The following is a 22,978-nucleotide window of genomic DNA, read 5'->3' as shown; positions in this document are numbered from 1 at the left end:
TGGTGATTCGATAGGATGGATTTTATACATGCAGTAATATATCTGATTTTGATTTGTGCTGCAGTTTATATGGCAAGAAGCAACAGAAACAGAAAATTGGAAAATATAGAGGTAACAGATGCAATTCTGGGCTTTGAGGATGCCCAGAAACATGCGATCGAAATAGGAAGCAGGCATGTAATAAAGAAAAGTGCCAGATTTTCAGGATTATTTATATCTAGAATAAATAAAAATTATAAATATATCAGGGAAGTCTATGAAAAAATAAGTGCTGAATTTGAAAATGATATTCCTACCATTCCTGCTGCAGAATGGCTTCTGGATAATTTTTATATAATTGAAGAACAGATGACGGATATAAGACGGAATCTGGCAGACAAATCATACACCAAATTGCCTATTTTAAAAGAAGGATATCTTAGGGGCTTACCCAGAATTTATGCCATAGCGCTTGAAATGGTAGTACATAATGATGGGAATTTGGACGAAAAAAATATAATCAGTTTTATCAAAGCCTATCAGACCCAGTCATTGCTTTCTGTTGCTGAACTATGGTTCTTGGCTTTTATGATCAGAATTGCACTTATCGATATGTTGAGAAATATATGTTTTCATATAATGCAAACCTATGAAGAAAAAATTAAGGCAGAACAGCTAATAAAACAACTTGAACAGTGTTTAAAGCAGGGAGAAGAACATTGTATCAGCATTCTAACTGATTACCTGAAAAAGGTTGATAACTTAAGACCTGCTTTTGTTGAGCACTTTTTTCATAAATTAAGAGGTAAAGTAAAATCAACTCCGAAGATTATAGCGCTCTTTAATGAGAAGTTAAAAGATGTTAATTCATCAATTGAAAAAATTACTGCCATGGAACATCAGAATCAGGCAGCTCTAAAGGTTACCATAGGAAACACCATAACCAGTCTTAAAATGATCTCAAATATGGACTGGGTAGAGATATTTGAAGCATTAAGCCAGGTTGAGGAAATATTAAATGAAGATCCCTCAGGAATATATCCTCAAATGGATTTCGAATCCAGAGATTATTATAGGAGCATTGTAGAAAAACTGGCTGGGAAATACAATACTTCAGAGACTTTGGTTGCAAGAAAAGTTGTGGAATGTGCCGCAGAAGTAGTTGATGATGAAAACTCCGGGAGAAAATTAAACCATATAGGCTTTTACCTTATGGATAAAAACAGGGAGTATCTTGAAAAAAAGATAGGATATAAGCCCGGAATTTTAGATTTTGTGGCAAAACTGATAAAAAAACACCCTGTTGCCACTTATATAGGTATTATTATATTATTAACCGCATTAATCGTTAAATTTTTGGTTGATTACTCAATGAACAGTTATGGAGGTAAATCCATAGTCCTTCAGATATTGACCGCAATTGTGCTTATAATTCCTGCCAGTGATCTTGCTGTTTTTTCAATGAACTTTGCAATTTGCAGTATTATTAAGCCTTCAATATTACCTAAGCTAAACCTGAAAGACGGAATTCCTGATGAAATGAGTACTATGGTGATTATTCCCACTCTTCTGCCAAATGGAAAGCGGGTTAAGGAACTTCTTGAACAACTGGAAATCCACTATCTTTCAAATAAGGAGAAGAATCTGTACTTCGCATTAGTCGGGGATTTCAAGGACTCTTCAGAAAAGGAGGAGCCTGAGGATCAGGAAATTATTAAAATTGCTATGGAAGGCGTGAAGAGATTAAATGAGACTTACTGCAAAGGAGATAAGGAAATATTTTATTACTTTAACAGAGAAAGACTATACAATAAATCCCAGGGCAGATGGATGGGCTGGGAAAGAAAAAGAGGAGCAGTTGTTGAGCTTAATGAACTCCTGTTAGGCTCAAAAAATACCAGCTTTAAAATACTTAGCCAGGATATTGAAAAACTGCCGAAAGTAAAGTATGTAATAACCCTTGATGCTGATACTAACCTGCCTATGGGAGCAGCAAAAAGATTAATTGGTACTTTGGCTCATCCACTAAATAAAGCTGTAGTAGATGACAAAAAAGGTGTGGTGGTGGAAGGATACGGCCTCCTTCAACCAAGGATAGAAGTAGATATAATAAGTGCAAACAGAACGCTTTTTTCCAGGATATTTGCCGGCCAGGGCGGGATAGACCCATATACGACAGCAGTATCGGATGTATATCAGGATTTCTTTAAAGAAGGAATTTTTACCGGAAAAGGTATTTATGAACTTGAGGTGTTTCAAAAACTTCTTAAAGACACCATACCTGAAAATGCTGTTTTAAGTCATGATCTGCTGGAAGGTTCTTATGTGAGGACAGGCCTTGTAACAGATATCCAACTGATTGACGGATATCCGGCAAAATATAATTCCTATGCCATGAGAATGCACCGCTGGGTAAGAGGTGACTGGCAGCTGCTACCCTGGCTTGGTACAAAAGTAAAAAACAGGTGGGGAGAGAAAGTAAAGAATCCGCTGTCACCTTTATCTAAATGGAAGATTTTTGATAACCTCAGAAGAAGTATGGTTCATCCATCACTATTAGTATTAATAATACTGGGATTGAGCATCCTTCCGGGAAACAGCCTGGTATGGCTTGGATTTGCCCTGCTGGTAATATCTTTTCCTTCCCTTGTCCATATTTTGAGGGTTTTTGTTTTAGAAGACTGCCTTTCTTCGAGGCGCTCCATGAGTACAACTGCCATGAGTTCCATGAAAGCAATGTTTTATCAGATAGTGTTGCAGTTTTCTTTCATGGCTTATCAGGCTTATTTAATGCTGGATGCCATAATAAGGACTATTGCCAGGTTGATGCTAACCAGGAAGAATATGCTTGAATGGGTAACGGCGGCTGACATGGAGGCAAGATTAAAACAGGACGCGGCTAGTTTCTGGAAAAGAATGTGGGTATCTCCTTTGGCAGCTTTAATATCAATAGTAGTGGCTGGTATTTACAAACCTGCGTTTTTGTGGGTTGCATTTATACCTACGGTTTTTTGGATACCCGCTCCCTATATAGCATTTATAATAAGCGGAAAGTATACCAGAAAGACATCTAAACTGGAAATCCAGGATATTATCCAGATAAGGATGCTGGCACGTAAGATATGGAGATTTTTTGAAGATATGGTTACTGAAGAGGATAACTATCTTCCACCTGACAATTACCAGGAAGACCCTCCCAAGGGAGTTGCCCACAGAACATCTCCTACAAATATAGGCTTGTTGTTAATGTCAATATTAACTGCCAGAGACCTGGGGTTTATAAGCACCTTGGAGATGTGTGAAAGGATGGATAAAACTTCGAACACCATCAAAAAACTGGAAAAATGGGAAGGGCACCTGTACAATTGGTATAATACAACCAATCTGGATATATTAAGGCCGGGATATATTTCAACTGTTGACAGTGGAAATTATGTAGGCTATCTGATGGTTACAGAGGAAGGACTAAAAGAATACCTGAAAAGGCCTTTGGTAGATATAAATCATGTGTTTGGAATAATGGATGTAGTAAGGTTATGTAACAGGGAAAGGAAAGATACCGGAAAGGGATGTTTTCCTGAACAGATACAGGAGATGCTGTCGCCTTTTTTCAAAAAAGAATCTATTGATCTTATATCATGGAAAAACACTCTAAATCAAATTTTGGACAGTATACCTCAAGAGGGCAATAACCGCAGAAAGAAAAAATCCTGGACTGCGAAACTTACTACAATGATAAGAAGCTTTATAGAGGAGTTAAATCTTCTGATGCCTTTATTGGCAATTGAGCCAGGAGAATATAGTATTGATTATCCTGATATTGAAGAAGCTTTGAGTTCATGCCGCAAAAATATTTGTATTGAAGAATTGTCACAAGCTTACAAAAGACTTTTGCAAATTATCGGTGAGCATAATAATCTTCAGGAAGAATCCGGGACAGAGACACAAAATGAGGCAACCGGCCACAATCTGGATGAATTGAAAAGGCTTGCTCTTCAAGGACTTGAAGAAACAGAGAAGGTAAATGGCAGAATTAAAGAACTGATAGAAACATTCAGAAAAGAGGCTGAGGGTGTAAGGTTTGAACCTCTTTTTGACTCCAAACGGCAGCTTTTTGCAATAGGTTATAATGTTGATGAAGGGCGTTTGGATAAATCCCATTATGATCTATTTGCTTCTGAAGCAAGACAGGCAAGCTATATAGCTATTGCCAGGGGAGAGGTGGATAAAAAACACTGGTTCCGCATGGGAAGACGGCTGGCTGCCTTAGATGAAAGCAGGGGACTTATGTCCTGGACAGGTACAATGTTTGAATATCTTATGCCTCTGATAATCATGAAAAACTTTGAAAATACACTTCTGGATGCAACCTATAAGTTTGTAGTGAAAGCTCAGAAAGCATATGGAGAGAAAAGAAAAATTCCATGGGGAGTTTCAGAATCTGCCTATTATGGATTTGACAGAAGCCTGAATTACCAGTATAAGGCCTTTGGCGTACCTGGATTAGGATTAAAAAGAGGCCTTGGAAATGATATGGTTGTAACTCCTTATGCTTCAATTCTGGCCATTACCATAGACCCTTCAGCTGTTATAAGCAATATTAAGATGCTTGCTTCTGAAGGCATGGAGGGAACCTATGGCTTATATGAAGCTATTGACTATACACCATCGAGAATCTCAGGCAACCGTAAATGCAATATTGTGAAAAGCTTTATGGCCCACCATCAGGGTATGTCACTCCTTGCTATAAATAACTATCTAAATAATAATATTTTGCAGGCGCGATTCCATAACAAGCCTATAATCAGGGCAGCAGAACTTCTGCTCCATGAGAGAATACCGGCAAGAACGGTGGCAACAAAAGAATATAAAGATAAATACAGGCCTTTGAAGAAGATAGCAAAAGAGGATGGTATTGTTATAAGGAAATACGGACTGCCGTCTTCAGAGGTACCAAATGTTCACCTCCTTTCAAACGGTGATTACACAATCATGCTTACAGATGGAGGCTGTGGATACAGCAAGCTCGGTAATATTGCAGTAACCAGATGGAGGGAAGATTTTAGAAGTGAAGGAAAGGGTTATTTCATATATATACAGAATCTAAATTCTAACACTTATTGGTCAGCTACTTATGAGCCTTGCAAGACCATTCCCCAGTCCTACAGGGTGGAATTTTTACCTGACAAGGCCCAGTACGTAAGAAGGGATGGAAATATCGAAACAAGGACAGAAGTGGTTGTTTCCACAGAGGATAATACTGAAATAAGATGTGTATCCTTAACCAATTTCAGCAAATCTTCACGAACCATTGAAGTGACCAGCTATTTTGAAGTAGTGCTGGATAATCTGGATTCAGATGTGGCTCATCCTGCCTTTAGCGACCTGTTCATTACTACTGAATTTATTGCTGAACATAATTGCCTTATGGCCTCACGAAGGGCAAGAAGTAACAGCCAGGATAAAAGATGGATAATCCATTCTGTAGTAACTGAGGGAGAAATAATAGGAGACTTACAGTATGAAACTGACAGAATGAAGTTTATAGGCAGAAACAGAAACTTAATGGAACCTCTTGCCATGGGAGTTGATCATCCCCTGTCAAATACTGCAGGTTCTGTACTGCACCCGATAATGAGCCTGAGAAGAAGAGTAAAGATAGAACCAGGCAAAACGGCAAAAATCTCATTTATAACAGCAACCGGCAAAAGCAGGGAGGAACTCCTTCAAATAAATGAAAAATACAAAGACTGGAAAAATATAGAAAGAGCATATGAACTGGCATGGACACGAAGCCAGATTGAATCAAGGTATCTTAACTTCAAGTATGAAGAAGTAGAACTATATTTAAAAATGCTGCCACCTTTGACATTCATAAGTCCACTTAGAAGGAAATGGGCTGATGCCATTGCCAGGAATACAAAGGGACAATCAGGTTTATGGCCTTTTGGGATTTCAGGAGACCTTCCAATTGTGCTCATGATTGTTTCTGACAGGGATGGAATAGAATTGGCTATTTCTCTTATTAAAGGCACAGAATACTTAAGGATGAAAGGAATAAATATAGATTTGGTGGTGCTGGTTGAAGAAGAGAAAAGTTATAACCAGCCCCTTCTGGAACTCACCAGGGATACTTTGACATCCTATAGGGCTGAATTTTTCCATCATGCTGAAGGATTATATATATTAAATGCTTCCGAATTAAATGAGGAGGATAAAAACCTACTTTATGCAGCTGCCCGTATTGTATTCAGAGGGGATGAAGGACCATTGAAAGATCAGCTTGCTTTCAGTGAGCCTAGAGAAGCTGCACCTTTACTAAAATCTGAGGATAAAGAGAAAAAATTTAGAAGTAAAGCAAACGGTGTGACTGGAGACAAAGCTGGAAGTAAAGCCGGTAATGTGGCTGAAAAAAAAGCCGGAAATGAGAGATATAATGAAACTTCATCAAGTACTTACAAGCTTAACTATGATGTTAATTCATTGCAGTTATATAATGGTTACGGAGGCTTTGAAAAGGATTATAAACAATATGTTATTATACTTGATGAGAAGAAAAGGACTCCTGCCCCGTGGATTAATGTAATATCAAACAGTAAATTCGGATTCTTAATATCCGAAAACGGCGGAGGATATACCTGGTCTGGAAACAGCCGTGAAAACAGGCTTACACCCTGGTATAATGATCCTGTTACAGATACCCCGGGGGAAATCATATATATTAGAAACGAAAAAAACGGAAAATACTGGAGCAGCACTCCTGCTCCTGCAAGAGGAAACGGAGAATATATAATAAGGCATGGCTGGGGATTTTCTTCTTTCCACAATATAACCCAGGGAATAGAGCATAAACATACAGTTTATGTGTCAATGGATCAGTCCGTAAAAATAAATCATATTAGCCTGAAAAATACAACACCGCAAGAAATGGAACTGTCCCTTATGTATTATGTAAGACTGGTTATGGGAGTTAACACCAGACATTCATCTCCTTATATAATTACGGAATATGATGCAGAAGGCGATGTTTTATTGGCATATAATCCCTATAATACTGATTTTTCAGGAAGAGTTGCCTTTGTTGCTTCCTCTGAAAAGCAGTATTCATATACTGGGGACAGAGGAGAATTTATTGGTATTGGGGGCAGCATTGAAAAGCCTGAAGCTTTAAGAAGAGAAATGCTGTCCCGCCGTGTTGGAGCAGGATTTGATCCCTGCCTTTCAACCCATGTGATTGTGAATTTAAAACCTGGAGAGGAAAAGGAAATTATATTTATCCTGGGTGAGGCTGAAAGCAAGGAAAAAGCTCTCATGACCGCAGGAAATTTCAAAGAAGTGGAAAATGCCAGGAATGAATTTAATAAAGTAACGAATTTCTGGGAGAGCGTACTGGGTACTGTAAAAGTTGACACTCCTGAAAAATCTATGAATATCCTTTTGAACGGATGGCTTTTGTACCAGGTTATATCCTGCCGCCTATGGGGACGTTCAGGCTTTTACCAGTCAGGAGGAGCATATGGATTCAGGGATCAGCTTCAGGATGTAATGGCATTAAGCTATATTATGCCTCAAGCTACTAGAGCACAAATATTGCTTCATGCATCAAGACAGTATATTGAAGGAGACGTACAGCATTGGTGGCACATGGAAGCAGGTAAGGGAATACGTACAAGATACTCTGATGATTTCCTGTGGCTGCCTTTTGTAACGGCAGAATATATTGCAGCTACTGAAGACTGGGGTATACTGGAAGAAGAAATTCAATATCTGGAAAGCGATCCTTTGGAAGAGGAAGATGAAAGATATGAAGTTCCCCGGATCTCAACTGAAAAAGGAACCTTATATCAACATTGCATAAAGGCCATCGAGAGAGGTATTAGATTTGGTGAACATGGTATACCTCTTATGGGATCTGGAGATTGGAATGACGGTATGAATACTGTAGGAAACAAAGGCAGGGGAGAAAGTATATGGCTGGGTTGGTTCCTGTACACTGTTATCACTAAGTTCATAAATATATGTAATTACAAGGGTGATACTGAATTAAGCGAAAGATATGCAGGAATAGCTGACAATATTGCTAAGTCTGTTGAAGAACACGGTTGGGATGGAGGATGGTACAGAAGAGCCTATTTTGATGATGGAAAACCTTTAGGTTCTGCAGGAAACAGTGAGTGCAAAATTGACGCGATAGCCCAGGCCTGGTCAGTAATTTCAAGGGCAGGAAGAAAGAACAGGACAGAGGAGGCCATGCAGGCTGTTGAAAATTATCTGGTAGACAGGGAAAACGGGCTTATTAAGCTGTTGACTCCACCATTTGGCGACGGTGACCTGCAGCCCGGATACATTAAAGGATATGTTCCCGGAGTAAGGGAAAATGGAGGTCAATACACCCATGCGGCAATTTGGGTTGTAATGGCTTATGCCATGCTTGGAATGGGAGATAAAGCTACGGATTTATTTTACATGATAAATCCCATCAACCACGCAAGAACTCCATTGGAAGCAGCAAGATACAGGGTTGAACCATATGTTATGGCTGCTGATGTTTATGCTGTGACTCCCAATATAGGAAGGGGAGGCTGGACCTGGTATACAGGTGCGGCAGGCTGGATGTTCAGGCTTGGTTTCGAAGTATTACTGGGTATAAAGATAAGAGGAAATAAAATATTGTTCGACCCCTGTATACCCAGGAACTGGCCGGGATATAAGGTAGAATACAGATATAAGGATACCTTGTATATCATCAAGGTAAATAATCCTGACGGGGTAAATAAAGGTGTTAAAAATATAAAACTTGATGGAGTGGTTCAGAAATCCAGATATGTTCCATTAGAAAACAATGGAGGCAGTCATTTGATTGAGATAACAATGTAGAGGGACACTCCTCACCAGGGTAAAGATTTCTTTTGTGCTGAGGTGCGTCCCTCTCGTAACATGGGGACGTGAAAAGTTAATGTATAATATAAACAATCTATAAAATTTTGCGGAACTATTGTATTTTTTCTACGTCAGAATATGTTAAGATAGTTAAAAAAGTAAACTATTATACTATTTATTTAATTACCATGTTTACTATGTGATATAATTTATTATTGTTAATAAATAAAAATTATTAAAAGCAATAAATGAAACACCTGAAAATATAAATAACAGAAATAAACTACAGGTGAAGCTTGCGGAAGGGGGGATGTAGGTCTTGGGGAATATTATTGAGATTAGCGGAATAAGGAAGGTTTATAGACTGGGCAATGAAAAAGTTGTTGCCCTTGATAATATCAATCTTAATATTGAAGAAGGCGAAATATGCTGTTTTCTGGGGACATCAGGCTCCGGAAAATCCACATTATTGAATCTTATGGCAGGTCTTGAGAAGCCTACCAAAGGCCATATAAAAATTAAAAATATATATGTTGACAAGCTATCTGAAAAGGCTCTGGCTAAATTCAGGCAGAAGTATATAGGATTTGTGTTTCAGTCATATAACCTGTTGCCCACATTAACGGCCCTTGAGAATGTGAGTCTGCCTTTGGCTTTTAAAGGAGTGCCCAAACGCATAAGGGATAAGCGTGCCATGGAAATGTTAAAGGCTGTTGGGTTAGGCACTCATATAAAACACAGGCCGAACCAGATGAGTGGCGGTCAGCAGCAGAGAGTTGGAATTGCAAGGGCTTTTGTTACAAGGCCGAGCATTGTATTTGCTGATGAACCTACAGGAAATCTTGATTCTAAGACCACAAAAGAAGTAATGGATTTAATTACTTCAATGGCAAGAGAACACAATCAGACGCTCGTAATTGTAACCCATGATATGGATATTGCGTCCTATGCTGACAGGATAATACATATACTGGACGGAAACATTTCAAAGATCATTGACAACAGAGAAGTAAAGGGGGATATTCCTAATGAAAAAAATCAAGTTTATTCTGGCAATAGCAATATTATTTAGTTTTTGTACCAATGTTATCATAGTTAGTGCCCAGGAACCTATTGTGATACCTGGACAAATTGATCCCAATGCTGTAAGACCAATTATTAATGTTAAAAGCGATTTAGAGATTCCCATATTAAATGCAGGAATGACGGAAACATTAACGCTCCCTATAAGAAATAACAGCAGCAGTCAGGCAAAAAATTTAAAGGTTAGTCTTGAAGTTGAAGATAAAGAAAGGTTTCCTTTTATTATAGATAAATTAAACCTTACAAAAGATATAGGGACTTTGGATGCCCATGGCACCGCAAACGTTACATACGAACTTGAAGTAGACCAATATGCAATAGAAGGGACTTACACTCTTACCATAAAATATAGCTATACAAACATTTTCGGGTACGACTACACTTCTTCCGAGCAGATACTGGTCAAAGTACAAAACAACAATAAACCTCCCAAGCTTGTTATTGAAAGAATAATAACCAGTCCTAGTAAGTTAATTCCCGGTGAGGATGCTACTGTTAAATTGGTACTTAGTAATACCGGAACACTGGAAGCCAGGGATATTAAAGTTACACTGTCAGGACTAAGCAGTGAGGTGTTTTCTTTAAAAAATTCCACTGATGTAAAATATGTTTCATCAATAAAAGGCGGAAAGAACAGCACTGTGGAGTATTATATTACAGCATCAAAAAAACTTACCGGCGGAAATTATCCCCTCCAGGTGAAAATGGAATATAAAGACGCGAAGAACAACTCTTTCAGTGAATTAAGCCAGATATTTATTCCGGTGTTTAAAGAGGAAGAAGAAGAGGAGAAAAAGCAGCCGGTTGAACTTACAATAGAAAATGTGGAGTATCCTGAAAAAACACTGGCACCGGAAGAGGATTTTACTATTAGCTTTGATGTAGTAAATAAGGGCAAAGAATTAGCTGAAAACATGAAAGTGTTTGTAACTGCTGATAAGGAGATTTACCCAAAATCATTAAATACAATTATCATTGATTCATTAGAACCGGGACAGTCGGAAAGAGTAAGCTTTACTTTATCAACTATACCAAATACCGGAACAAGAAATTATCCAATTGCATTAAATGTTGAGTATGATGACTATCTGGACGGCAAATTGACCAGAGGGTCAATTCTGAGGTATGTTGGGGTATATGTGGAGAAAAAGGAAGAGGAAGAAAGCACAGAGGATCAGAAGAGTATACCGAGAATTATTGTAAGCAACTACAAGGTGGATCCTCCCCAGGTAAGCGCCGGCGACAATTTTAACTTAAGTCTGGAATTCCTGAATACAAATAAGACTTTGGCTGTCAGAAATATAAAAATAACCCTGATGTCTGATGACGGCACTTTCATTCCGGCAAACAGCAGTAACACATTTTATGTAGAAAATATTTCTCCCGGGGAAAGAGTATCAAAAGAAGTGCTGCTGACTACAAAATTTGATGCAGCACAGAAATCTTATATATTGGGTATAAGCTTTGAGTATGAAGATGAAAAAGGCAATCAACATACAGCAAAGGAACAGGTGAGCATACCGGTGCTTCAGCCTCCCAGGCTTGTTACCGGAGAAGTAAATTTCCCTATGGAAATTTTTGTCGGGCAGTCGATGCCTGTATCAATTGATTTCTATAACATGGGGAAATCCACCCTCTATAACCTTATGGTATCATCAGAAGGAAATTTCCAGATACTTGGCTCAGGTTATTATGTAGGCAATTTTGAACCAGGCAGGAGTGATTATTATGATACCACAATTATACCCAATCAACCTGGAGAAGCGAAAGGAAGCATTGTTTTCACATTTGAAGATGCCTCTGGCAAACAGATAGAAATAAAAAAGGAATTTTCTATGAATGTAATAGAGATGCCGGTGTATGATTTCCCAGACGGAAAGGGTAGAGAAGGTTTTCCTCCAGGGGAAATGCCTATAGAGAAAAAGTTACCAACTCCGGTAATAATTGGCGGAAGTACGGCATTATTAATTATCTTATTGATAATAGTATTAGTAGTTAGAAGAAAAATAAAGGTAAGGAAGGAAATGATGCTTGATGAATAGCCTTGACTTGATAAGCATGGGGTCAAGAAATCTCTTCCGAAGAAAAGTAAGAACGTTCATCACAGTACTGGGAGTAATTATAGGCACTGCTTCAATAGTGGTCATGCTTTCCCTGGGAATAGGAATGAATGAAAGCTTCGAGCGGGAATTACGCCGTATGGGCGACTTAAATATTATAACTGTAAACCGTTATTACTATCCTGATGACAGTTCAGGAAGAGCGGGCGGAGCTAAAACCACGGTACTGGATGACAAAATTGTGGCAAAAATCTCCGCCATTGACGGGGTAGAAGCGGTTACGCCCATAGTGTCCGCCTATCCCAAGCTGATTTCCGGCAAATATATGGCATATGCCCAGGTTATGGGCATTGATTACAATACCATGGAGGCCTTTGATTTTAAAGTTGATAAGGGAAGACTGCTCCAGGAAGATGATACAATTGCCGCTGTTTTCGGATGCAATGTAGCCATGCAGTTTTTCAAAGCCAATAACCGCGGAGGCGGCTATATGGTGTATGGAATAAGCAACAGCAATGAACCTCCTGTCGATGTCATGAATGACAAGATTGAAATGACCTTTGATATGAGTTACGGAGAAAAAAGATCTCCAGGAGCCTCCCAGGGGCAGAACAACAATAAAACTCCAAAAGTATATAAACTGCAGGTGGTTGGGGTTCTCCAGCAGTCCAACGGAGAAAAAGACTACAATATATACATGGACATAAACCAGCTTAACAAGATGATAAAAGAATACAACAGGAGCCAGGGCGGGCAGACCCGCGGCGGAGTGATCTTGAATGAACAGGAAGGTTATGACCGGCTTTGGGTAAAGGTAAAAAACATCAATGACGTAGACAAGGTGCAGGAAAAAATAAAAGCAATGGAATTGGGAACCTACAGCCTTGCTGATATAAGAAAATCAATGCAGAAAACCTCAAGTACAGTACAGACAGTATTAGGAGGAATAGGTGCTATTTCATTTCTAATAGCGGCACTGGGAATTACCAATACAATGATAATGTCCATCTATGAAAGGACAAGAGAAATTGGTATAATGAAAGTATTAGGATGCATGTTGAAAGACATACAAAGACTGTTCCTTTTTGAAGCTGCCATGATAGGTTTAATGGGTGGTATATTGGGAATTGGTCTGAGCTACGGCGCATCAGCACTTATAAATTATATAGGTTCAGGTTATATGAACAGAGCCGGAATATATATGGGCCCTGGCAATGAGCCTAATAATATTTCAATAATTCCTGTATGGCTGGCTTTTGTATCCATAGGATTTGCAATGCTGGTAGGATTAATATCAGGCTTATATCCTGCAAGAAGGGCTATGAAAATCAGCGTGCTTGATGCTATTAGAACTGAATAATAGATAGGGGTGATGCTTTAGTGCCAATGGATGAATTTAAGAAAGGAAAGCAAATTTACAAAGTTGTAAAAATATCTGAGATGGAAGGTGATCCGTTTTCAAAGCTGGATTCTGTACCCAAAGCCCATGTAGACTGTTATCCATGGAGTGATGTTTATACTCCTGAAGTTTACGCACAAGTGTTTTATACAGAAAGCAGGCTATGCGTCTTCTTTAAAGCCTATGAGCCCAAAATAACCGCAACTTATTTGAATACAAATGATCCCGTCTATAAAGACAGTTGTGTGGAGTTTTTCTTTAATCCTTATCCGGAAAAAGACAAGAGGTACATAAATCTTGAGATGAACCCCTTTGGCACATTTCTGATTATGATTGGAGAAGAAAGGAATAACAGGCCTTTTATAACTGACATTGATCCCAAAATATTTCAGATTAAAACCTCAGTAACTCCTGAAACATTAGATAAATACAATGGGAAGTACTGGACGGTACAATACTCAATACCATTTACTTTTATTGAAAAATACTATGGCAAAATCGAATTTAAATCAGGATACAGGATGGAAGCCAATTTATATAAATGTGGGGATTGTTCACATCAGGAACATTATGGATGCTGGAACCCTATTCTTATAGAGAAACCGGATTTTCACCGTCCGGATTATTTTGGTGATTTTATTTTGGAATAATTATTTTTTCTGGTATAATTGGAATAATAAAGTATCTGTTATAATGTTTAAAAGTTCAGAATAGACGGAATTGACGTGACCAGATATAATTGTTCAGGATATAAAATACAGGCTATAACTGGACAAGCTGTAATAAATACTATGCCGATATTGCAAACGGCGGGGAGAGGCGGTTGGTATAATGGATAATCAAATGAAAATTAGCGCTTCGGTAGTATCACATCTTGGCATGGTAAAAAAGGAAAATAAAGATAACTTCTACATTAACGGCAGATATATCTTTGAACATGACACTGATAATGTCCAGGTATCTATTGAAACTAATGCATCATCCTTTCTCTTTGCAGTGTGCGATAATATGGAAAGGCAGACTGATGAGAGAAGCATGCCCATATCTCTTACCAAGGAACTAAGAATATTCCATGAGAGAGAAAAAGCCAGTCAAAAAGATATTTACTATCAGTTTGATAAACTCTATGAAAGCATGGATGAAACAAGTAATCTTATACATAGCCTGGATATCGTAAATGGCAGGCAGGATGCAGGCAAAAGCGGAGCCGCGGTGCTTTACATATCGGATAACAAAGCTGCAGTAATTGATTCGGGAGGATGCAGGGCTTATCTTCTAAGAGACGGAAAACTGAAATCTCTTACAGTTGATTACAAAAAAACTGAACGGCTGCTAAGAATGGGTATTATTACACATGAGCAGGCACAGGTTCTGGCAAGCCGTTTGGGGTCGTCTACCGATAACAGGCAGGTTGAAAGCAGAAAAACTGATGTGTTTGAATTAAGAGAAGGAGATCTGTTCCTGCTTTGTACAAACGGCCTTACTGATTATGTGGATGAGGATAGAATATATGAATTGCTTGATAGTGATGAGACTGATATGATATCTAATCTTTTACTGAAGGAAGCCCTGAAAACAGGTGGAGAAGATAACATTACCGTAATGACGGTAAAGGTGGATTCCTTAAGAAAGAAAATTAAAGAACAGGATGCTGGTTATCTCAAAGGAAAGACAATAAATATTACCCAGGTTATAAATGCCAGGAGTCAAATTTTTCAGAAATTGCTGACAGTGGTTACTTCAATTATTATAATAGCTGGATTGCTCTTTGGAGCATACAAACTTTGGGGATTAATAGCTGATTCTAAAGGTTCAGATACTACAACCTACAACCCTGTTACCCGGGATAATAATACAACAGTAGAAAATGAAGTTACTGATCAGGACGACGAAGAAGATAACTTGACAGAGAACGGTGAAGAATCAGGCACTGAAGGAGGACAGGTGGCTGATGGCACCGGATCTGGCAGTACAGGTAGTGATAATCAATGGCCTGTTGAATACAAAGTTAAGAGAGGAGATAACTTATACAGCATAAGCAACAGGTTTTATAATGATCCCAATAAATATACTCTTATAATGGAAGCCAATGGGTTAAGTAACCCCAATCTTATATATGAAGGCCAGGTATTAGTCATACCTAAACCATAATATCTTGTAAAGTCTTAAAATCTATAAATCTATTTGGAAAATTCTATTGCATTTTATATGAAAAGTAGTATAATGATAGTCAAAGATAGTCAAAGTCTATATTAAATTGAACTATATTTGAATAACCAAATAATTAAATAACCTTATGACCATATAAGCTGGAACGGCAAATTAGTTACTATGAATATATCTATAAAACTGAATGAATATTTCTTAGCAGAAGTATACTTTTAATTGGGCGAAGTTTAAGATGGATAAGGTGGAATGGTATGGAATATAAAGATTATTACAAGATATTAGGAGTAGATAAAAATGCCACTCAGGATGAGATAAAAAAAGCATACAGGAAACTTGCCAAGAAATATCACCCGGATGCACGGCCCGGTGATAAATTTACTGAAGAGAAGTTTAAAGAAGTAAATGAAGCCTACGAGGTTTTGGGAGATCCTGAGAAGAGAAAGAAATACGATCAGTTTGGCCAGAATTTTAATTTTACTCATGGGAGCAGTTTTGACCCCTTCGATTTTGGATTTGGAAAGAATGTGCGCTATGAGTACAGAACAAGCGGAAACAGTGATTTTAGTGACTTTTTTAACATGTTCTTTGGAGGAGACTCCTTTGATTTCGATTTGGGCAATATATTCGGCAGGACTGCCGGTGCTTCATCAGGATTTAATACAGGAGGATATGCAAGTAATTTCCCAATGAAGGGTGATGATATTGAAGCTGAAATTGAAATCACGCCAGAAGAAGGTTTTTCTGGAACTGGTAAAACAATCAGCCTGAAAAAAGGAAAAGAAGATAGAACAATTTCATTTAAGATTCCTCAGGGGATTAAAGAAGGGGAAAAGATCAAACTTGCATCCCAGGGAAAACCCGGAGTAAATGGTGGAGCAAACGGGGATCTCTATCTGAAAGTAAAGTTTAAGAGAAGCAACTTCGAACTGGATGGTATGGACCTAATTGCATCATTGGATCTGATGCCATGGCAGGCTGCTCTGGGTGATGAAGTGATGGCGGATACCCTTGATGGAAAGATATTGGTAAGGATTCCGGCTGGAATTCAGACCGACAGCAAAATAAGAGTAGCTAATAAAGGTTATAGAGATAGAACAGGAAACAGGGGAGATTTATATTTCAGGATAAGAATCATGAATCCGGCGATATTATCAGACAAAGTTAAGGAATTGTACAGGCAGCTTAAGGTGATATCAAGTAATAGCTAAAGCGGAAGCAAAGGGAAGCAGAGAGACGGTTCTTCGGAAGCAGAGGGACGGTTCTTCTGCTTCCACCCATGGAAGCAGAAGAACCGTCCCTCTGCTTTCCTTTCCCTGCTACCAGAGAAATATCAAAAAATGAGGAGGTTCTGCATGGATTTTGATAAGTTTACTGAAAAAGCGCAGCAAATAGTGGCATTAGCCCAGGAAACAGCAATAAGGTACGGACATCAGCAGGTAGACGGTGAACATATTCATTATGCTCTCCTTACCCAGGAGGATGGATTAATACCAAAGTTAATTTCATATATGGGCGAAAATCACTTATTGATAATAAAAGACGTAGAGCAGTCTTTGGAAAAAATTCCGAAGGTATATGGAAGCAGTGCTTCCAGCATGTATGCTACACGAAGGTTTAACGAAATATTTTTACATGCTGAAGATGAAGCAAAAAAATTCAAAGATGAGTATGTTAGTGTTGAACATATATACCTTGCTCTTTTAAGGGAGAGAAATACTCCATCTGAGAATATTTTTAGAAGGTTTGGCATTAATCGTGAGAGATTTTTATCGGCTCTCAGCAAAGTTAGAAGCAATCAGCGGGTTACATCAAAGAATCCTGAAGATACCTACCAGGCGCTTGCGAGGTTTGGAAGAGATTTGGTACAGCTTGCAAGGGCAGGGAAACTCGATCCTGTTATAGGCAGGGATGCGGAAATAAGAAGAGTTATAAGGATACTATCAAGAAGGACGAAAAACAATCCTGTGTTAATAGGGGAGCCCGGGGTAGGAAAAACTGCTGTAGTAGAAGGCCTTGCCCAAAGAATACTTAAAGGTGACGTGCCTGAAGGCCTGAAAGGTAAAACAATTTTTGCCCTTGATATGGGGTCATTGATTGCAGGAGCAAAATATAGGGGAGAGTTTGAAGAAAGACTAAAGGCTGTATTAAATGAAATAGAGAAATCCCAGGGCAGAATAATAATGTTTATAGATGAGCTTCATAATATTGTAGGTGCCGGAAAAGCAGAGGGTGCCATGGATGCAGGAAACATCTTAAAACCTATGCTTGCCAGAGGAGAACTTCACTGCATAGGCGCCACCACCTTGGATGAATACAGAAAATATATCGAAAAAGATGCCGCCCTGGAAAGAAGGTTCCAGCCGGTAATTGTAGAGCAGCCATCGGTGGAAGATACAATATCCATCCTGAGAGGTCTAAAAGAGAGATTCGAGATCCACCATGGAGTAAGAATCACCGATAATGCAATAATTGCTGCCGCAGTTCTTTCCAACAGATATATAAGTGACAGGTTTCTGCCTGACAAGGCTATAGATTTAATGGATGAAGCAGCGTCAATGATAAGGACTGAGATAGACAGCATGCCTTCTGAACTTGATGAAATCAGCAGAAGGATTATGCAGCTTGAAATAGAAAGGCAGGCATTAAGAAAAGAAGATGACAGAAATGCAAAAGACCGGCTTCAGGTTCTGGAGAAGGAGATAGCGGACCTCAAGGTTAAAGCTGATGCTATGAAAGCACAATGGGAAGCTGAGAAAAAGAATATCCAGGCTTCAAAAGAACTAAAACAGAAGATAGAAGATGTAAAAAGACAAATTGAAGAAGCAGAAAGAAATTATGATCTCAATCAATTAGCTATATTGAAACACGGGACACTTCCTGAACTTGAAAGAAAGCTGGAGGAGGAAAAAAACCGTCAGGAGTCTAACAAGGAAAGAAGGTTGTTAAAAGAAGAGGTTACTGAAGATGAAATTGCAGATATTGTATCAAAATGGACAGGTATCCCTGTTACCCGTCTGGTGGAAAATGAAAGGGAAAAACTCTTAAATCTCAGTAATATACTTCACAAGAGGGTTGTTGGACAGGATGAAGCAGTAACAGCCGTAGCCGATGCAGTTATAAGAGCGCGTTCAGGCCTTAAGGATCCAAGAAAACCCATTGGTTCTTTCATATTCATGGGACCTACGGGAGTTGGAAAGACAGAACTTGCAAAAGCTCTTTCAGAAGCTCTCTTTGATAGTGAAGAGAATATGACCAGAATAGACATGAGCGAATATCAGGAGAAACATACAGTAGCCAGGCTGATTGGAGCGCCTCCGGGATATGTAGGATATGAAGAGGGAGGCCAGCTTACTGAAGCGGTAAGAAGAAAACCTTACAGTGTGGTCTTGTTTGATGAAATTGAAAAAGCCCATCCTGAAGTGTTTAACGTGCTTTTGCAAATGCTGGATGATGGAAGGCTCACTGACAGTCAGGGTAGAACCGTAGACTTTAAGAATACGGTAATAATTATGACTTCCAATATAGGCAGCCAATTCCTTCTGGATGGTATTGACGAAATGGGAGATATAAAGGAAGAAATCAGAGAAAGAGTAATGAATGAAATGAAATTCTATTTTAAACCGGAATTTCTTAACCGTATTGACGAAATAGTAATGTTCAAGCCTTTGATTAAGGAAGACATAATAAAAATAATTGACCTTGCCCTGGCTGATATTCAAAAAAGACTTGAAGACAGGCAGATTACCCTTGAAGTAACGAAAAATGCAAAGGGGTATATTGCAGATACTGCCTACACCCCTGTATATGGTGCAAGACCTGTAAAACGTTTCCTCCAGAAGCATCTGGAGACAGAAATAGGTAAAATGATAATAAAGGGTGAATTGGGTCAAAATTCCAAAGTTGTAGTGGATACTGATGAGGAAGGGTTAAGTTTTAGGATACAGCAGTAACAAACAGGGCAAAGCAGGTTTAAGTGTTAAATCCTCACAACCTGCTGGTTAACACATCTTTCAGTATGCCTGCCACTTGCTCAATATCCTTACGGTTTATGGGATAGTGTGTTACCAGGCGCACTATCCCATTTTTAGGACGATTAATCTTAATACCCCTTTTTTGGAGTTCAATTGTAAAATCATCCGATTTCCATCCGGTCTGGCTTATATCAAGAAAAACCATGTTAATATGGATATCTTCAACTTTTACCTTAACACCGGGTATTTTTGAAAGTTCGTTACCGAGTAAAAGGGCATTTTCATGGTCATCTTTCAGCCTGTTTCTCATTTTCTCAAGAGCTATAATACCTGCAGCCGCAAGGAAACCTGCCTGCCTTAATCCTCCACCCATTAGCTTTCTTCCCTTTTTTGCCTTGCTTATGAACTGCCTGTTTCCTGCGAGTATTGAACCAACAGGTGCACAAAGTCCTTTTGATACGCAGAACATTACAGAGTCACAAAAGGCAGCTATTTTATTAACATTAACTCCTAAATATATGGAGGCATTAAAAATTCGCGCACCGTCAAGATGGATAGGGATATTATATTTTTGCGAGATTTCTCTGACTCCTCTCATATAATCCATTGATAATACCCTTCCGTCAGAAAGGGCATTTTCCAGGCAGATCAGTCCTGTACCGGGCTCGTGAATATCATCGTCTCTTATCAAGCTTTGAATTTCCCTCAGAGCTGCATCTTCCATACCGATGTTTCCGGGATTTCTAAAAGTTCTCAGCTGTACTCCGGCAATAACTGATGATGCCCCAACTTCATGTTCGACAATATGGCATTTCTCCCATAAGATAACTTCATCTCCGCGTTGACAGTGAGTCAGCAAAGCCAGTTGGTTGCCAAAGGTACCACTTGGTACAAACAGTGAAGCTTCTTTACCCAATATGTCTGCAGAATATTCTTCCAATCTTTTAACTGTAGGATCTTCCTCATAAACATCATCTCCTACTTCAGCCCTGTACATAGCTTCTCTCATTTCCTGAGTAGGTTGAGTTACTGTATCACTTCTCAAATCAATATATTCCATAAGGCCTCCAAGGTATATAACGAAACGACAGACGTCCCACGTCTCGTTGTGTTATAGTCATTATTCTTAATAATAATTAATTTTATAATTGGAAGCATTATAAGACAAGAGTATAACTTTTGACAGATCACAAGATAGATAATAATAAATACAATTTTGCTAAATTAAGTTAACTGGTACTGAAAAGTGTGGTAAAATATGCTCAGCTTTATGTTTGAGGGTCTGTTCTGGATGAATCGGAAAAGCCTTTTAGAGATTGCAGTCAGACACATGCATATGGCAAATATTATGATGTACAGGAGTTGATATACTATATGCCAATACTGGACATGCCTTTGGAAGAACTTAAAGTTTATCAAGGGAGGAACCCCTGTCCGCCTGATATTGATGAATATTGGGAAAGGGCTCTGCAGGAAATGAGGAAGGTAGACCCCCAGGTGGAACTGGTGCCAAGCGAATTCCAGGTTCCTTTTGCAGAGTGTTTTCATCTATATTTTACAGGAGTTAGGGGAGCAAGAATTCATGCAAAATACTTGCGGCCTAAAAACGCACCTTCCCCTCATCCGGCAGTGCTTATGTTCCACGGTTACACCGGCAACAGCGGAGATTGGGCAAGCAAGCTGGAATATGTGGCTCTTGGATTTTCTGTGGCCGCACTGGACTGCAGAGGACAGGGAGGACTTTCAGAGGATGTAGGAGGTGTAAAAGGCAATACTTTTAGAGGACATATTATTCGCGGGCTTGACGATTCTCCTGATAATCTTTTATTCCGCCATATTTTTCTTGACACTGCCCAGCTGGCAAACATTGTTATGAACATGCCTGAGGTTGATGAAAACAGAGTGGGTGCCACAGGCGCTTCACAAGGTGGAGGCCTGACACTTGCCTGTGCTGCCCTTGAACCAAGAATTAAACGCTTGGTACCTATATATCCTTTTTTGTCAGATTACAAAAGGGTATGGGAAATGGATCTTGCAAAAAATGCCTATGAAGAAATAAGGTCATATTTCCGCCTTTTTGATCCAACCCATAGCCGGGAAGAAGAAATATTCACAACTTTAGGGTATATTGATGTACAGCACCTGGTAAAAAGAATCAAGGGAGAAGTACTAATGGGAGTAGGTCTGATGGATGATATATGCCCTCCTTCAACCATGTTTGCCGCCTATAACAAAATAGAATCTGTCAAGAATATAGTGATTTATCCTGATTATGCCCATGAAATTTTGCCAGGTTTTCAAGATAGGTGTTATCAATTTCTGAGCGGACTATAAAATTAAAATTTAGTAATTAATTACCCTCTCATGACTACTTTTGAATACACTTATGACTCTTTGGGCAAATTAATGCTACAGTGTCAATTTGGAAAGTGTATTATCCAACATGCGGGAGGGTTATTTTTTTGCCAAAAAAAATTTGTAATGGTATGAATAATAAACGGCCGGATAATACCCGGTTAAAGGGCGGTATAAAATCTCCGGCAGTAAAAAAATATGTAATATCCGGTATTATTGGCTTAATAACAGGTACAATTAACGGACTTCTTGGTTCCGGAGGAGGCACTATTGCTGTTCCGGCTATGGTTCATCTCCTGAGCGCAGATGAACATAAAGCCCATGCAACGGCAATATTAGTTATCCTGCCCATAACCATTATAAGTGTATTTTTTTACATATCCAATGATTTTGTTGATTGGGGTATTACATATAAAGTAATTCTCGGAGGCATGTTGGGAGGGTATGCCGGGGCTAAAATACTGAATCTGTGCCCTGAGAGCATACTAAGAAAGATATTTGGAGCGTTTATGATACTGGCGGCAGTAAGAATGCTGATGAAATAATAGTTGAAATAATAATTATATAATTGTGGTGGTTCAGGTGCTGCTCTTTATTATCGGAATAATTTCAGGAATTATAAGCGGGATGGGCATAGGAGGCGGAACAGTACTAATTCCGGCTCTTGTTTTGTTTACCAGGTCTGAACAGCATATTGCCCAAAGTGTTAATTTGATCTTCTTTATTCCTACTGCTATAATCGCATTATTCATACATATAAAAAATAAGAGGATTGACTTTAAAATGGCATTGCCCATAATTATATTTGGATTGGCAGGTGCCTTTATAGGCTCTAAATTGGCAGGAAACCTGCCTGGAGAGACGTTGAAAAAAATTTTCGGTGTTTTTTTGATGTTCATGGGTATATATGAAGTGTTTAGAAAAGGTTCCAAAAGGAAAAGAATAATAAAAAGTTAACATAGAGTAAAATTACTGTAGGGATAAATTGGAATATAGTTCCAAATAAATAGAAAAGAAGATGAAATCCTGTTAAAATATAGTTCTCAACAAAAAATAACAGAAAAGGAGATCATCTTCTATGT

General features: G+C 38.7%; 12 protein-coding genes. 11 read left to right on the top strand and 1 reads right to left on the bottom strand.

All coding sequences use genetic code 11. The features are described 5' to 3' along the window. The first annotated feature begins 15 nt into the window (after window positions 1–15). The 8 genes from GXX20_12560 (at window position 16) to clpB (ending at window position 19,520) form a co-directional block, all read left to right on the top strand. Window positions 16–8,856, top strand: a complete 8,841-nt coding sequence (locus GXX20_12560; GenBank protein HHW32479.1) for a glycosyl transferase — start codon at window positions 16–18, stop codon at window positions 8,854–8,856. A gap of 322 nt (window positions 8,857–9,178) precedes the next feature. Next, window positions 9,179–9,931, top strand: a complete 753-nt coding sequence (locus tag GXX20_12555; protein HHW32478.1) for an ABC transporter ATP-binding protein — start codon at window positions 9,179–9,181, stop codon at window positions 9,929–9,931. Further along, entirely contained in the window at window positions 9,888–11,984 is a 2,097-nt protein-coding gene (locus GXX20_12550; protein ID HHW32477.1) for a hypothetical protein, read from the top strand. Before GXX20_12555 ends, GXX20_12550 begins: the two co-directional genes overlap by 44 nt. After that, window positions 11,977–13,362: an ABC transporter permease gene (locus tag GXX20_12545; protein HHW32476.1), complete on the top strand. Its 1,386-nt coding sequence runs from the start codon at window positions 11,977–11,979 to the stop codon at window positions 13,360–13,362. Before GXX20_12550 ends, GXX20_12545 begins: the two co-directional genes overlap by 8 nt. Before the next feature lie 20 nt (window positions 13,363–13,382). Next, window positions 13,383–14,051: a hypothetical protein gene (locus GXX20_12540; GenBank protein HHW32475.1), complete on the top strand. Its 669-nt coding sequence runs from the start codon at window positions 13,383–13,385 to the stop codon at window positions 14,049–14,051. A 181-nt stretch (window positions 14,052–14,232) separates the two neighbouring features. Next, window positions 14,233–15,552, top strand: coding sequence for a LysM peptidoglycan-binding domain-containing protein (locus GXX20_12535; protein ID HHW32474.1), 1,320 nt, complete (start codon window positions 14,233–14,235; stop codon window positions 15,550–15,552). A 269-nt stretch (window positions 15,553–15,821) separates the two neighbouring features. Next, complete coding sequence (locus tag GXX20_12530; protein HHW32473.1) at window positions 15,822–16,778, top strand: J domain-containing protein; 957 nt, start codon at window positions 15,822–15,824, stop codon at window positions 16,776–16,778. 144 nt (window positions 16,779–16,922) lie between these two features. Further along, the gene (gene clpB / locus GXX20_12525; GenBank protein ID HHW32472.1) at window positions 16,923–19,520 is read left to right on the top strand and encodes an ATP-dependent chaperone ClpB; all 2,598 of its coding nucleotides are present in this window, start codon (window positions 16,923–16,925) and stop codon (window positions 19,518–19,520) included. A gap of 34 nt (window positions 19,521–19,554) precedes the next feature. On the opposite strand, the gene ltaE is transcribed toward clpB, so the two are convergent. Continuing rightward, window positions 19,555–20,601, bottom strand: coding sequence for a low-specificity L-threonine aldolase (gene ltaE, locus GXX20_12520; GenBank protein ID HHW32471.1), 1,047 nt, complete (start codon window positions 20,599–20,601; stop codon window positions 19,555–19,557). A 314-nt stretch (window positions 20,602–20,915) separates the two neighbouring features. On the opposite strand from ltaE, the gene GXX20_12515 reads away from it, so the two are divergent. The 3 genes from GXX20_12515 to GXX20_12505 all read left to right on the top strand — a co-directional run bounded on the left by GXX20_12515 (window position 20,916) and on the right by GXX20_12505 (window position 22,853). Further along, the gene (locus GXX20_12515; protein HHW32470.1) at window positions 20,916–21,875 is read left to right on the top strand and encodes an acetylxylan esterase; all 960 of its coding nucleotides are present in this window, start codon (window positions 20,916–20,918) and stop codon (window positions 21,873–21,875) included. A 152-nt stretch (window positions 21,876–22,027) separates the two neighbouring features. Beyond that, window positions 22,028–22,441, top strand: a complete 414-nt coding sequence (locus GXX20_12510; protein HHW32469.1) for a sulfite exporter TauE/SafE family protein — start codon at window positions 22,028–22,030, stop codon at window positions 22,439–22,441. Window positions 22,442–22,478: 37 nt separating this feature from the next. Then, the gene (locus GXX20_12505) at window positions 22,479–22,853 is read left to right on the top strand and encodes a sulfite exporter TauE/SafE family protein (protein HHW32468.1); all 375 of its coding nucleotides are present in this window, start codon (window positions 22,479–22,481) and stop codon (window positions 22,851–22,853) included. Window positions 22,854–22,978: the final 125 nt, after the last annotated feature.

The sequence above is a fragment of the Clostridiaceae bacterium genome (genome assembly GCA_012840395.1).
GTDB lineage: Bacteria > Bacillota > Clostridia > Acetivibrionales > DULL01 > DULL01.
Note: the sequence above shows the minus strand (reverse complement) of the source record. Positions and strands in the feature narration are given on the sequence as shown.

What these genes read in the sequence shown, in the direction of transcription:
- GXX20_12560 (HHW32479.1), top strand. Translation starts at nt 16, where the DNA reads ATGGATTTTATACATGCAGTAATATATCTGATTTTGATTTGTGCTGCA.
- GXX20_12550 (HHW32477.1), top strand. Translation starts at nt 9,888, where the DNA reads ATGAAAAAAATCAAGTTTATTCTGGCAATAGCAATATTATTTAGTTTT.
- GXX20_12545 (HHW32476.1), top strand. Translation starts at nt 11,977, where the DNA reads ATGAATAGCCTTGACTTGATAAGCATGGGGTCAAGAAATCTCTTCCGA.
- GXX20_12535 (HHW32474.1), top strand. Translation starts at nt 14,233, where the DNA reads ATGGATAATCAAATGAAAATTAGCGCTTCGGTAGTATCACATCTTGGC.
- GXX20_12530 (HHW32473.1), top strand. Translation starts at nt 15,822, where the DNA reads ATGGAATATAAAGATTATTACAAGATATTAGGAGTAGATAAAAATGCC.
- clpB (HHW32472.1), top strand. Translation starts at nt 16,923, where the DNA reads ATGGATTTTGATAAGTTTACTGAAAAAGCGCAGCAAATAGTGGCATTA.
- ltaE (HHW32471.1), bottom strand. Translation starts at nt 20,601, where the DNA reads ATGGAATATATTGATTTGAGAAGTGATACAGTAACTCAACCTACTCAG.
- GXX20_12515 (HHW32470.1), top strand. Translation starts at nt 20,916, where the DNA reads ATGCCAATACTGGACATGCCTTTGGAAGAACTTAAAGTTTATCAAGGG.
- GXX20_12510 (HHW32469.1), top strand. Translation starts at nt 22,028, where the DNA reads ATGAATAATAAACGGCCGGATAATACCCGGTTAAAGGGCGGTATAAAA.